At 51.7% G+C, this 12,308-nt stretch carries 13 protein-coding genes and 1 pseudogene; 8 read left to right on the top strand and 6 right to left on the bottom strand.

The features are described from left to right. Positions 1-261: 261 nt before the first annotated feature. Genes ACFQ88_RS09490 through ACFQ88_RS09500 form a run of 3 tightly spaced genes read right to left on the bottom strand, consistent with a single transcriptional unit; the run spans position 262 to position 2,383 of the window. Positions 262-759, bottom strand: coding sequence for a YhjD family protein (locus ACFQ88_RS09490; RefSeq protein WP_239633223.1), 498 nt, complete (start codon positions 757-759; stop codon positions 262-264). Then, positions 756-2,021, bottom strand: coding sequence for a DNA polymerase IV (locus ACFQ88_RS09495; RefSeq protein ID WP_239633225.1), 1,266 nt, complete (start codon positions 2,019-2,021; stop codon positions 756-758). Before ACFQ88_RS09495 ends, ACFQ88_RS09490 begins: the two co-directional genes overlap by 4 nt. Then, positions 2,018-2,383 (bottom strand): YhjD family protein, encoded by a 366-nt coding sequence (locus ACFQ88_RS09500; RefSeq protein WP_239633227.1) that lies wholly within the window; start codon positions 2,381-2,383, stop codon positions 2,018-2,020. Before ACFQ88_RS09500 ends, ACFQ88_RS09495 begins: the two co-directional genes overlap by 4 nt. Positions 2,384-2,771: 388 nt before the next feature. Between ACFQ88_RS09500 and ACFQ88_RS09505 the strand changes: the two are divergent. The 7 genes and pseudogenes from ACFQ88_RS09505 to ACFQ88_RS09535 all read left to right on the top strand — a co-directional run bounded on the left by ACFQ88_RS09505 (position 2,772) and on the right by ACFQ88_RS09535 (position 9,365). Then, positions 2,772-3,319: pseudogene (locus ACFQ88_RS09505) on the top strand (DUF4269 domain-containing protein). 109 nt (positions 3,320-3,428) lie between these two features. Then, a complete protein-coding gene (locus ACFQ88_RS09510) occupies positions 3,429-5,024 on the top strand; it encodes a DUF5050 domain-containing protein (RefSeq protein WP_379453934.1) in 1,596 nt (531 codons plus the stop codon). Positions 5,025-5,173: 149 nt separating this feature from the next. Continuing rightward, complete coding sequence (locus ACFQ88_RS09515; protein ID WP_379453935.1) at positions 5,174-6,217, top strand: phosphotransferase family protein; 1,044 nt, start codon at positions 5,174-5,176, stop codon at positions 6,215-6,217. Positions 6,218-6,250: 33 nt separating this feature from the next. Next, on the top strand, positions 6,251-7,042 hold the full coding sequence (locus ACFQ88_RS09520; RefSeq protein ID WP_379453936.1) for a TatD family hydrolase: 792 nt from the start codon (positions 6,251-6,253) through the stop codon (positions 7,040-7,042). 86 nt (positions 7,043-7,128) lie between these two features. Then, on the top strand, positions 7,129-7,419 hold the full coding sequence (locus ACFQ88_RS09525; protein WP_239633237.1) for a DUF2277 domain-containing protein: 291 nt from the start codon (positions 7,129-7,131) through the stop codon (positions 7,417-7,419). A 690-nt stretch (positions 7,420-8,109) separates the two neighbouring features. After that, on the top strand, positions 8,110-8,565 hold the full coding sequence (locus tag ACFQ88_RS09530) for a GNAT family N-acetyltransferase (protein ID WP_379453937.1): 456 nt from the start codon (positions 8,110-8,112) through the stop codon (positions 8,563-8,565). 5 nt (positions 8,566-8,570) lie between these two features. Beyond that, positions 8,571-9,365 carry a class I SAM-dependent methyltransferase gene (locus ACFQ88_RS09535; protein ID WP_379453938.1) on the top strand — a complete coding sequence of 265 codons (795 nt, stop codon included), beginning with the start codon at positions 8,571-8,573 and terminating at the stop codon, positions 9,363-9,365. A gap of 10 nt (positions 9,366-9,375) precedes the next feature. On the opposite strand, the gene ACFQ88_RS09540 is transcribed toward ACFQ88_RS09535, so the two are convergent. The 3 genes from ACFQ88_RS09540 to ACFQ88_RS09550 form a co-directional block, all read right to left on the bottom strand. After that, positions 9,376-9,627 carry a YolD-like family protein gene (locus ACFQ88_RS09540; protein ID WP_239633246.1) on the bottom strand — a complete coding sequence of 84 codons (252 nt, stop codon included), beginning with the start codon at positions 9,625-9,627 and terminating at the stop codon, positions 9,376-9,378. A 58-nt stretch (positions 9,628-9,685) separates the two neighbouring features. Then, positions 9,686-9,886: a cysteine-rich CWC family protein gene (locus tag ACFQ88_RS09545; protein ID WP_379453939.1), complete on the bottom strand. Its 201-nt coding sequence runs from the start codon at positions 9,884-9,886 to the stop codon at positions 9,686-9,688. 221 nt (positions 9,887-10,107) lie between these two features. After that, positions 10,108-10,863 carry a YheC/YheD family protein gene (locus ACFQ88_RS09550; protein WP_379453940.1) on the bottom strand — a complete coding sequence of 252 codons (756 nt, stop codon included), beginning with the start codon at positions 10,861-10,863 and terminating at the stop codon, positions 10,108-10,110. A 198-nt stretch (positions 10,864-11,061) separates the two neighbouring features. Between ACFQ88_RS09550 and ACFQ88_RS09555 the strand changes: the two genes are divergently transcribed. Further along, a complete protein-coding gene (locus tag ACFQ88_RS09555) occupies positions 11,062-12,240 on the top strand; it encodes an ATP-grasp domain-containing protein (RefSeq protein WP_239633248.1) in 1,179 nt (392 codons plus the stop codon). Positions 12,241-12,308 lie beyond the last annotated feature (68 nt).

A 12,308-nucleotide genomic window follows, 5' to 3' on the forward strand; every position in this document is an offset into this window, starting at 1 on the left:
ATGGTAAACATTCGGCAGGTCGGTTTCTCATCGGCATTAGAGAAAGCCCTCTGAATCCCTTCCAGGTCAGAGCGCTTAGCGTTTAAATCCCGCCGGTCATCCGGGCTGCGATCCCTATGTGCCGGAATGACGGCGGTGCAATGCACCAAAGCTGGAAACCGCCTGCGTTATATTATTCCCTGGACGCTGTTTACCTATCCGCGGCTTGATTATCCGTGTCCGTGAGCAAGAGGGAAGAGCGCATGCACCTCTGGCGAAGCGTTACTTCTTGTTTCGTACCGCTTCCTGCAAGGTGGCGACGAGGCTTTTGGCGTATCGTCCGATTCTGGCGCTAATTTCGGCCCGCATAAAGTCTTTGGTCATAGTAAACCGGTCCTCCCGTCCTCGACATACATAACGGTAATAAAGGGCCGTATCGTCCTTGGACTCCTCGAATAGACGAATGTTTTTTTCGAGCAGGGCGGCGCGCGATTTTTGCACGTCTTCGCGGATTTTGCGTGCCAATATTTTGGCCGCTGCGGAATACAGCAGCTTCAGCGTCATGGAGGACATTTCGACCTCGATGCTTCGTTTCTCGACAATCTGGAGCGCGACGGGAAGGAGAATATACTCTCTCATCAGCTCCAGCTCCTTGCGGGTAGGGGGCTCGGCGGCCGAAGAAGAGGTCTCGTTCGGAACCGACATCGACTGCTCCTTGTGCTGCGGCAGCATCATCCGGCTGGATTCCCACAATCCGTTGCCTTCGAGTTTTTTGCTCATTTATAATGCCCCCCGATTTTCCGCGACCTGTCGAACGCTTGCCCGGACGCCGTTACCGACGACGCCCTCATGATCGCAGCGCTGCCGTAACGCTCCTTGATCGTATCCGTAACGCGATCCAGAGCCCGCAGCTTGATTTGATCGTCGAACAGCGTCAATTGATACGTATCATCGTCGACAAGATTGCTGAGCGTAATGCCCATACGGCGGACCGGCATTTTGTCCCAGTAACGGTAAAACAGCGTCTTGGCCGACTCATAGACGGCGTTCGTATTGTTGGTCGGGTCCGGCATCTTTAATTGCCGCGAGAAGCCGGTGGGCGATTCGTAAGGGCTGCACATGCAGCTGACTGAAACGACCCAGCCCATATACCCTTTGCGCCGGCAGTCACGGCATACCTCCTCCGTCAGCTCCAGCAAAATGGTCTCGACCTCCGAGTTTTCCGTATAATCTCGCGGCAGCGTCATCATGTGCCCTACCGATTTGGGCGCCGTCTTGAAGGTGCCCGGCGTAACCGGAGAATCGTCCAGGCCGTTGGCCGTTCTCCACATGACCTCGGCATGAATATCGCTTTGCTTGCCGAAGCGCGCCCGGAACTTCTGCTTCAGCTGCGGCAGCGGCGTTTTGGCGATATCGCCGATCGTGAACATCCCGAGGCGGGCGAAATGAGCCGTCATGCGCGAGCCGACGCCGAACATTTTTTGCACGGGCTCCTTCCATAGCTCTTCAAGCTGCGAGGGGTCCAGCGTGAATATGCCGGTGTCGTTCTTTTTCGCCCATATGTCCGTCGCAATTTTGGCGAGAATTTTGTTCGAGCTGATGCCGACTCTCACCCAAACGCCGGTTTGCTGGAGCACCTTTTGCTGGATGGAGCGGGCGATGGTCACCGCATCTCCGAATATGCGAAGGCTGCCGGAGACGTCGAGAAACTGCTCGTCGATCGAGAAGATTTCTACAAGATCCGTATATTCTTTATAAATTTGCGTAATCATGAGGGAAACATCGATATAGTGCTGCATGCGGGGACGCATGACAACGAGATCCGGACACTTGGCCAACGCTTCGCCCAGCCGTTCCGCCGTCGTGACTCCATATTTCTTGGCGATTGGACAAGCGGCCAAAATAATGCCCGACCGGCGCGCCGGATCGCCCGCCACCGCCACCGGTCTATTCTTGTATTGCGGATGATCCGCCTTCTCGACGCTTGCATAAAAGCTCTGGCAGTCCGCCAGAAAAATCGTTCTGGTGCTTGTTCCGCTCATTTTAACCGCCCCCGTAACTTCGTCAGCATGGTCATCAGCTCTGCCTTGATCAAGCTTCTTAACATTTTAAAATGATGGATGTAGCCGCGAACCTTATATTCCACGTCAATGCCGAGCGTGCTCGTTTCCGTAGTCAAAATTTTAATGTTGTTCTTCCTCATCTTGTTCTTCAGGGTGTGCAGTTCCGCATAAACGGATTGCTCGATTTCCTTAAGATAAGCGACAGCATGATAGTACACTATCTTATCCCGGTACAGCTCCAGCTCGCGAATATCCCTTGCCAGCATATCCAGCAATATGGGCAGCAAAGTGAACTCCTTGATGATTTGAATATCCTCTTCTGTTTCGATTGTTCTGTTCATGTTAATACTCACAACTCATCACCACCGCTATGCGAACGTTCATTCGTATTTATTATATACCGAACACTTGTTCGTTATGCAAGTGAATTTTTTGGAAAATGAATTTTTGATGAAAAAGCCTAGTGTAGGTGCTCGGCAGGCGCGGGGAGGGGAATGGGTGATGCTGGAATTTCCATTGGAAGAAGGGCTTCCGGAACCGCGGGATCCTATGGTAAAATATTCTTTTTTGTATCCTGAAGCAGGGACGGAGTAAAACAATTTCGGGGAAGAGCGGTGGAAACGGTGCGGATGCGGCACGGGCAAACAGTGGCGAATATTAAGAATGGGCATAAAGCGGCGGATGGGTGCTTGCTAAAGAGCGTCTCTCATAGGGACGGGGCGCGGTAACATGGACACAAACCATTCGTTTGTATCGATAGCTTACTTGCAGTCCGGTAATGAGATTCAGCGCCGGGCTTATCGGGCGATCAGCGAGCTCGGTATTTTGGCTGATCTGGCTCCATATCACCCTGTATTATGCGGTACTGTGCCTATAGGCATCGATGTCGAAGGCTCCGATTTGGATATCGTCATGGAAGCATATGATTTCGAGGGCATGAAGGCGGAATGGACCGCCCTGTATGGGACTTATGACAGCTATGCCATGAAAGAAAAAACGATACGAGATGTGGCGGCGGTAAAAGCAAATTTTCAATACGCCGGCTTCGAGTTTGAATTATTCGCCCAGCCTTTGCCGGTACATCAGCAGCATGCCTACCGTCATATGATCATAGAGCATCATCTTCTTGCAGCCAATCCGCGCACATCAAAGCGGAAGTCATTCGATTGAAAAAGCAGGGAGTGAAAACCGAGCCCGCTTTTGCTCAAATCCTTGGACTGGAGGGAGACCCGTACGAAGCGCTTCTGCTCTTAGGAGAGCAGCTCGGGATCATCTGACCGCCTGGTCTGTTGTGGATGGGGACAAAAGGAGCGTAACCTTTCGGGGCCGTCGTTCGTCTATATTTCAGGATTGCAAAGACTTGCGGTAAAGGGAGAAGATGACCGTATGGGGAAAAACAAATGGTTATTTGCGGCCGCCTGTGTGATGGGGCTTAGCGTGATGGCCGCACCTGGTCAGAGCAGCGCTGCAGAGCAGAGCGTAGCGGTTTCGCTGCCGAAGTTCGAAGTGAAGCTGAACGGAAATCAGGTCGAAAATGATTATCGTCAGTACCCGCTGCTGGTGTACAAGGATATAACGTACGTTCCTATGACATGGTACGATTCGAGGCTGCTCGGATTGGAAACGGGATGGTCGGCGCAGGACGGACTCAGCATCGCCAAGGGCAGCGTGACGTCGTCTTATGCAGCTTACGCAGCAGACCATAAAAACGCGGGCAGCGCCAGGGCAACGATCTCTTCCTTTGGGATTACGATCAACGGGAAAACCGTGGACAACGCCAAGGAGCCTTACCCGCTGCTAACCTTCCGCGATGTGACCTACTTCCCGCTGACATGGAAATTCGCGCATGAGGAGTTCGGCTGGGATTACGTCTGGGACCCGTCGGCAGGACTTGCGATTACCGCAGATAATCCCAAAGTCGAGAAGGTCAGCCTTTCGGCTGCCGCAGGCGGCAATAACGTGGCTTTGTTTAAAGGCTATTATTATTTTACCGAAACGGAAGGAACTACGGTTCAGGTTTACAGGGCGCCGGAACAGGATACCTCGAGCAAGCAACGGGTGTATTCGTATAACGGAGAGTCGGTCTACGACTTCAATAACTACTTGCAATTTTGGACGGCAAATGACGAGCTGTGGTTCTCCTACCATGTAGGAGGGGCTACCATGGGCTCCGACGTTTACTGCAAAGTAGGGGACGACGGCAAGGCGACGTTGGAGCACCGGGGCTACCTCGATTTTAAACCAACGACGAACGGCACCTTGATCATCCGTCAATCGGTACCGCCAGGGGGCAACAATCTGTCGCTGGCGCCAGCAGGGCAGGAAGACCGGAACGGCGGCAGCGTAGGGAAGCCCGACCTTATCTATGGATGGCACATTACGGATAACGGCGGCGGCAGAGGCTTCGCAGGGGACAGATCGACGACGGTCATCGGAGACGAAGTCTATGTGATGGGCTCGTCGTATCCTGTAGAGAACGGGGCGAGCTTAAACCGGATTTACAAAATTAACTTGAACACCAACGAGACGACGGAAGTGACGTCCTTCGGGGTGAAGCATTTTAAAATCATCAATGAGAAGCTGTACTACGTAAAAGAGGAGGACGGACTCTTGTATGCCTCCAAGCCGGACGGCTCCGGCGGGCGGCCGGTATCCGATCGTCAAGCGGCCAATTGGTATGACGAGGTCGGCGGCAGCGTCTATTATACGGAAGCGGATGCGGCCGGAGGCTACCGTCTGTATAAAGCGGACCCTGCGGGAGCCGATACGCTTGTCATCAAGGATACGCTGGAAAGCGTGCAAATCGTAAAAGACCGGATCGTCTGCAATCTGGCGGCGGGAGGCGATTACGGGATCAAGGTACTGGACCCGTCGGGCGCGCTCGAGGTGGCCGTTGCGGATCAGGCGGCTCATCTGTTCGCCTATGAAGATGCCATCGTATTTGTTTCCGCCGAAGATCAATCGGTGAAAAGGCTGAAATAAGTGATTCGATCCACTCGCGGCTGCTTCGGCAGCCGTTTTTTTTGTTCAGTCGCAAGATCCCTTTTTTTACCGCTTCTTATCCGTTACAATGTGGAAAAGACCCGCGGAGGCATGAAAGAAGCACTTTTTTTAATGAGAGGAGCGGTCGTATGCATTCCATTCCAAGGCCCCGTTTCGAAGATGTAGAGCATTATGCCAAGCTGTTCACGAATGCGGATTATTGGACTCCTTACGTTCACATGGTATGTGAGCATCATCAGCTCGTTCCTTGCTCGGACATCAAGGCAGGCTTTCCCGGGACGAATCCTGTGTTCATCGTGGACGGCCGGTACGCGGTCAAGCTGTATACCGATTGGTTCAACGGTTATGCAAGCTATCCGACCGAGCTGGATTCGTACCGGCTCATAGCCATGAATCCGCAGCTGCCGGCTCCGGCGCTGATCGCTCACGGCAGCCTTTATCCGGAGGGGACGGAGTGGCACTGGCCATACATCGTGACCACAGTCATTCCGGGAGCAAGTCTCGGCGAAGCAGGAGAGCTTGTGTCCTATGATGACCGGCGGGAGCTGGCCGGGTTTCTGGCGCAAGTGCTGCGTCAGGTGCACGCGCTGCCTGTGGAGTCATCCGCCGTTATGCGGCGGTCTTGGGACTCTTTCGCCGCGTTTTTGCAAGAGAGACGGCTGCATTGTCTGGACAACCATCGGAGATGGAAGGCGCTTCCGGACCATCTGATAGATCAGATCGAGGAATATCTGATTCCCTTGTCCGAGCTGATGGATGATGAGGGAGGCCCCTATATTTTGCATTGCGATTTAAACCGGGACCATGTGCTCGGAGCTTGGGAAGGAGTCCGGTGGACTCCTGCGGGAATTATCGATTTCGGGGACGCGAGAGCAGGCGACAGGCTGTATGAATTCGTGGCGCTTCATCTCGGTTTGTTCCGCTATGACAAGCGTCTGCTTGGGCGGTTTTTGACGCAATACGGGGTGGAGGAGCATTGGAAGGACAACAGTCGTCTGGTACGGCGGCTGATGAATTATACGCTGCTGCATGAGTTCAATGTGCTCGATCAGCTGTGCGAAGCGCATCCTTCTGTACGAGAGGCAGCCTCTTTACCGGAGCTGGCTGCGTGGATTTGGGACCTCGGTACGCCTTCGCCATCGCCTTCGTCGGACGATGGAGTCGTTGCTTGATTTGAGCTTGGAGAGGAAGCGGGGGACGGTTCGATGATACCTATAATCGATGCGCATATCCATCTGGATCAATACGAGCAAAAGGAGAGGGAGCGTCTGCTAGCGTTTCTCGGCCCTGAAGTGAAGGGCTTGGTTGCAGTCTCCATGCATGAGGAATCGTGCCGGGCTCTCCTGGAGATAAAAAGGCGGACGGCGTATCCGCTGTTTCTGGCGTTCGGATTTCATCCGGAGCAAGCATTGTTCGGGAAGACGGAGGAGGAGCGGCTGTTTCAATGGATTCGCGACAACCGGCAGGAGATGGCCGCCATTGGCGAGGTCGGGCTCCCGTATTATGCCAGAGCTGCAGCGGAAGCGGCGGGGGAGCGGTTCGATCAGGGGCCGTACATCGCGCTGCTGGAGCGGTTCATTCAGCTTGCGGCGGAGCTAGACAAGCCGATTGTGCTTCATGCGGTATACGAGGATGCGGACATCGCTTGCGATTTGTTGGATGCATACGGGGTGCAGCGGGCGCATTTTCATTGGTTCAAAGGCAGCGAGGACACGCTGCGGCGGATGGAAGCCAAAGGGCGTTTCATCTCGGTTACGCCGGATGTTGTCTACAGAGAACGGTCCAGGCGGCTGGTGGAGCAGTACCCGATCCGCCTGCTTATGGCCGAAACCGACGGTCCATGGCCATTCGAGGGGCCGTTCCAAGGACAGCGGACTCACCCGGAAATGATCCGGTATTCGATACGAGAAATAGCCGCTATCAAGCAGATGACCGAAGAAGAGGCCGGGAACATCCTCTATGAGAATACTCTGAGATTCTATGGAAGGACGGATTGAAGGCGCGGTTGCGGCTGGCTGGATAGGACCCGTCCGATTGTAGTAAAATGGATATACAATGACGGTAACCAAAAAGGAGATACGCCATGTGTCGTAATATTAAGACACTGTTCAACTTCGACCCTCCGGCCACGGAAGAGGAAATCCAAGCCGCTTCGCTCCAGTTCGTACGCAAGCTCTCCGGCTTTAACACGCCCTCGAAGGCGAATGAGGAGGCATTCGAGAGAGCCATCGGCGAGGTGGCGGAAGCTGCCCGCAAGCTGCTGGAATCGCTTGTAACCAATGCCGAGCCGCGCAACCGCGAGGTCGAAATCGAGCGGGCACGCGAACGGAATATAAAAAGGTTCGGACCCCGACCCGAATCCAATAATGGATGATAGTAGCTGATAGAGCTGACTGCCGTAGAGCAGTCGGCTCTTTTTTTACCTGCGATAAAACCTGCGTTGGCTGCATAGCCGAGTTTTGCTAACGCAAAACGTTCAGTTCTCATCCTCGAAGCACTCCGATAGGAGTTGAGTTGAGCTTGTTGAGATCCCTGTGAAACGGTAAGCAGCAGAAGGGCTTCACGGTGGTTTCCTTCTTCCGGCCTGGCAAAATCAATCGATGACGATCTGCCAACTGCATGTTGGTTTAGAAATCTTTGCTGCAAGGGTATCGTTTTAAGCTGCCTAGCGGACTATGGGTGGACTATCGGACAGGAAATCCGCTATTTGCTGGAATGGCGCTGCTTTTGGAGGGGGATCGGACAGGGAGACCGTTATTTGGCTATTTCTCCGGCAAAAACGGTGTATTTTGGCGAAATAAAGGATCTGTGGTCCGATCACTTTGCAAATTGAGCTATATTTGGCAAAATAAAGGATCTGTAGTCCGATCGACTCAACCAATCTCTCCAACAGGCACACCTTAGGAATTGGCCTGTCTCTTCAGATTTCCATAATGCGGTTTAGCATCGTCTTATTATTAAATTTTTCATAACGTATGGTAAATGGAGGAAAAGTGATGTAAAATGAAATTGTTCCATTAAATGATACTTTGTTTCATTAAATGAAACAAAATGGAGTGATCATATGGATAATTACGTCATTCGTAAAGCGAAGGAAGACGATATCCCGGTTCTTTGTTCGCTGATGGAGCAGTTAAGCGGCAAACCGGTCTCGCCGGAAGATATGCTGAACCGGCTCCGTATGACCGAGAGCAGTTCCTTGGACACTCTTTTCGTATACGAAGAGGATGGGGAAGTACAGGCAGCGCTTGCTTTTCGAATTCGCGAGAACATCCGCGAGGTAAGCCGGTACGGCGAGATTTGTATCGTTGTCGTCGATTCAGCGTTCAAGCGGCGAGGCGTTGGAAAGCGTCTCATGTCCTTTGCCGAGCAGCTCGCTTTGGATCTGGGCTGTACTGGCACGTATCTGATCAGCGGATTCGGCCGAAAGGACGAGGCGCACCGGTTTTATTTGGATCTGGGCTATGAAATTACAGGCTATCGTTTCGTTAAATCCTTACTCCATGCGAAAAGGGGATGACCGAGTTGCCGATAAATTTTCAAGATGAGAAGAACCGTGGTACTTATGCTGCCCGCAAAGCCGATGACACATGGATTAAGCGATTGCAGGAGCTCGTGGATGTAAGCAACCGGCATGTCGCAGATATCGGATGCGGCGGCGGAATTTATTCGAAGGCGATGGCGGATGAGGGAGCGAAGCGGGTCACAGGCGTCGATTTCTCGGAAAGCATCCTTGCGTCGGCCAAGGACAATTGCCGTAGCATGCCGAACGTTATGTTTGCTTATGGCAATGCATACGACACGGGGCTGGCGGGCGGAGAGTACGATGTCGTTCTGGAGCGGGCGCTCATTCACCATTTGGACGATCTTCCCGGATGCTTTATGGAAGCTTGCCGGCTGCTGCGGCCCGAGGGGACCATCATCGTTCAGGACAGAACCCCTGAAGATTGCCTTTTGCCAGGGAGCGCGACACACATAAGAGGATACTTCTTCTCGAAATATCCGGAGCTGGCACAGACGGAAATAGCGCGCAGACATACGGGGACGAAGGTCGGAGAAGCTTTGAGACAAGCCGGATTTGCCGGCATCGAGGAGCATTCGTTCTGGGAGACGAGAAAGGTTTATCCCGACATCGACAAATTAGCCGACGATTTGCTCCAACGGACCGGCCGATCGATCCTCCATGAGCTGAGCGACGTGCAGCTGGAAGAATTGGTGGAGCATATCAAGGAGCAGCTACGAGATACACCCGCTCCCATGGTGGAAAAGGACCGCTGGACGATTTGGAAAGCCGTGAAGCCGGTTCATGACGAAGCCTAGCCTTGATTGATCAATCTCTTGGATAATCTACGCTCATAATATCCATGAAAGGAACCTTGACGACGCCGCTCGGTTGGTCGATATGTACTTTACCTGTTCTGGAGTCCATTTTATCGATATGTCCGCGGACGGGTTCTTCCCAGCCCCAGACGGTCAATACGATTTCGGACTTTTCATAAAAAGCTTCCATGAGCTGGTTTCCTATCTCTTCCAGCACGAATTCATCTCGTGTCGGTCGTTTTGCTACTTTAGATTTAGCCAACAGTTATCCCTCTGATCTATAGTTAGTTGTTTTTCTATGCAGTTCAATCCCGCAAGCCTTATTGCCGGGAGTTAAACTCTTCAACACATTTGCGGCAAATGCAAGCTTTCCCTCTCTGGTCGGCCGGTATCCGATTGCGAAGCTCCAGCGGAACCTTGGTATGAAAGCACCAGCAGTCGCCGCTTTCTACCCTGCACAGATTGGCGCTGCCGCACATGGGGCATATACGCTCGTTCACATGTTGGATTTCGTTATCCAAGCGGTATTTCACCTCAGCATCGACAGGATGGATTTGAATATAAGGCGGGCTGCCTCGTCTACTAATGCTACAAGATAAAAGAACCGATGTAAACCACAGTTTACACGGTGTCTGCCAACGGCTTGTATCAGAGAGTGAGCCGGCCCCCGATGATGAACAAAGACGCCTCCAAAGCCACGGTACCCGTGGGCCGGACGCGTCTTTTTTCCATGCAGCCGTCTTTATTTATGCTTTCTGTTGTAGGCCTGATACTTGCGAATTCGTTTATACATCTTCTTGTTCTTTAAGTAGCGGAAGCCGCCTACCAGAGGTGTGCAATTGGCTTCAATCATCCAGACTCTGCCCTTTGCATCGACCCCGAGATCATATCCCCAAATATTCTGTGATTTGAATTCGCGAGTAAAGCCTTTGGAAGCTGTCAGAGAAAGATATTCCAAGTCCGACATCGTTTTCTTGACATCCTTGATATTGGATTGCTGGAGCGCTTCCTTCACGGTGGAGACATTCGCTCCTTGCTGCAAATTGGTGACAATGGACCCCTGTTTTCCGATCTTCCCATGCTTTCCGGTAATGACCCAATTACGGTCTCCATTCTTGCGCTGGACAATGTAACGGAAGTCTACCAGGCTGTCATTTACTTTGGCAAGAGGGATGCAATTTTGGATGAGAAACGGCCTCTTTCCCTTCAGTTTTCTTAACACTGGAATCAGCTGTTTTCCGGTAACGGTTTTCGTTGCATTTAGTGTGTGAACATTGTATTTTTTGTCACGAAGCTTGGATACTTTGATGATTCCTATACCCCCGGAGCCTACCACGGGTTTCAAGATGACCTCGTTATAGCGGCCCAGCATGCTCCGCAGGCTTTTCACGGACAGTTTGTGAGATTTAGGCAAAAACCTTCTCAATGACGGGTATTTCATCAACAGCTGATGTTTGTACCATTTATTCCTTTGCAATGGAGCTCCCACGGCAATCACACCTTATCTGTGTATTCCATTTACTATACGAATATCCTGGAGCAAACGATTTGGTCTATCACCCAAAAATAGGGAAAATAGGTACAAGACCACAGTACTTTTGAGGAGGAAGGAATACACTAGATTGACCAAAAGCAAAGGGGTCGCATCGAGGGATGCAAGGCCTCTTTCTTGTAGCTTACACGAAGGGGGTGAAAAATGTTGGAGCCACTCCTCACTCTTCATGAAATTTTCGGCTCAAAATATATCGTCAATGGCAGAGCCTCGTATCATAACAGCCAGTGGCTTCCCGGTCAGATTAGCCAGGATTCCACTTCAGGAAGTTTATTGGCGGTGGCGGGGAAGGTCCCCATTATTTGCCACGAGGATGTAAGCCGGGCCTCCTGTTTAATGCTGCTGGAAGCGGCAGGACTTCAAGTTGGGAGCAATCTGCTGACTTACGAGGATGAAGAGAGCTACTATGAATTATTGCAATATCAGCAAAGCAAAGGGAGTAACCTGGTATTCAATTACGCCCATCTTCCCGGCGAGTTTGATGAGAAACAATATTGGATTGATAAAGAGTTATTGCTATTTCTGAATAACAAGAGCAATTTGGAGGAGCTCGTTTCCCAACCGTACGTCCCGAAGCGGAGGATTTTGCCGATAGACCATCTGGTGGAGAGCGATACTATGCCGTTCGATTTTCCTTATGTCGTCAAGGCGGCTACCGATGAGCCTAACGGTGGGGGACTGGAGGTCGTCATTTGTAAAACCCTGGAAGATCTTCAGCGGGCAAGGGAGCTGTTCCGCTTCTGCTCCTTTGTTGTTGTAGAAGAGTTTCTTAAGGTGAAACGAAATTTCTGTGTCCAGTTCGCACACACTTACACCGGAGATACGGTGTACCTTGGTTCTGCGGAGCAAGTGATCACGGAGGAAGGGAAATATCTCGGCAATTGGATCGATATGCACGACCAGCCTCCGGAAGAAGCGATCGAGCTGTGCCGACAAGTTATGGAGAAGGCGGCTTCCCTTGGATACGTGGGATTTGCCGGAATCGATATCGTATTTACGGAAGATAACCGTATGTTCATTATCGATTTAAATTTTAGACAAAACGGTTCTACTATGGCGCTTCTTTTTAAGGATAGTATTGCGGAGCTGTTGGACGCCACCGTGCTGAAATTAGGGAAATGGAAAATCAACTCCACGTTTCATGCGTTTCGATTGTTGACCGAGACTCTGATCAGAGAAAACATGATGATCCCGTTTTGCATCTACAACCCGACAAATCAAACGGACGACAATCCTATCTTCGTATACGGTGTCCTGCTGGGACGATCCAAAGAAGAGATCATGGAAGTCGAACGGCAGATACATGAAATGGGCTTTAGGTAATGCTGCTTTAGTTGCTAGAGGCTGGACGGAGACGTTCAGTCTTTTTTTATTTTGGATAGGGAAGGAGG

Origin of the sequence: Paenibacillus sp. NPDC056579 (assembly GCF_042793215.1) — a bacterium.
In the GTDB taxonomy this organism is placed as follows: Bacteria; Bacillota; Bacilli; order Paenibacillales; family NBRC-103111; genus Paenibacillus_S.

What these genes read in the sequence shown, in the direction of transcription:
- ACFQ88_RS09490 (WP_239633223.1), bottom strand. Translation starts at nt 759, where the DNA reads ATGAGCAAAAAACTCGAAGGCAACGGATTGTGGGAATCCAGCCGGATG.
- ACFQ88_RS09495 (WP_239633225.1), bottom strand. Translation starts at nt 2,021, where the DNA reads ATGAGCGGAACAAGCACCAGAACGATTTTTCTGGCGGACTGCCAGAGC.
- ACFQ88_RS09500 (WP_239633227.1), bottom strand. Translation starts at nt 2,383, where the DNA reads ATGAACAGAACAATCGAAACAGAAGAGGATATTCAAATCATCAAGGAG.
- ACFQ88_RS09510 (WP_379453934.1), top strand. Translation starts at nt 3,429, where the DNA reads ATGGGGAAAAACAAATGGTTATTTGCGGCCGCCTGTGTGATGGGGCTT.
- ACFQ88_RS09515 (WP_379453935.1), top strand. Translation starts at nt 5,174, where the DNA reads ATGCATTCCATTCCAAGGCCCCGTTTCGAAGATGTAGAGCATTATGCC.
- ACFQ88_RS09520 (WP_379453936.1), top strand. Translation starts at nt 6,251, where the DNA reads ATGATACCTATAATCGATGCGCATATCCATCTGGATCAATACGAGCAA.
- ACFQ88_RS09525 (WP_239633237.1), top strand. Translation starts at nt 7,129, where the DNA reads ATGTGTCGTAATATTAAGACACTGTTCAACTTCGACCCTCCGGCCACG.
- ACFQ88_RS09530 (WP_379453937.1), top strand. Translation starts at nt 8,110, where the DNA reads ATGGATAATTACGTCATTCGTAAAGCGAAGGAAGACGATATCCCGGTT.
- ACFQ88_RS09555 (WP_239633248.1), top strand. Translation starts at nt 11,062, where the DNA reads ATGTTGGAGCCACTCCTCACTCTTCATGAAATTTTCGGCTCAAAATAT.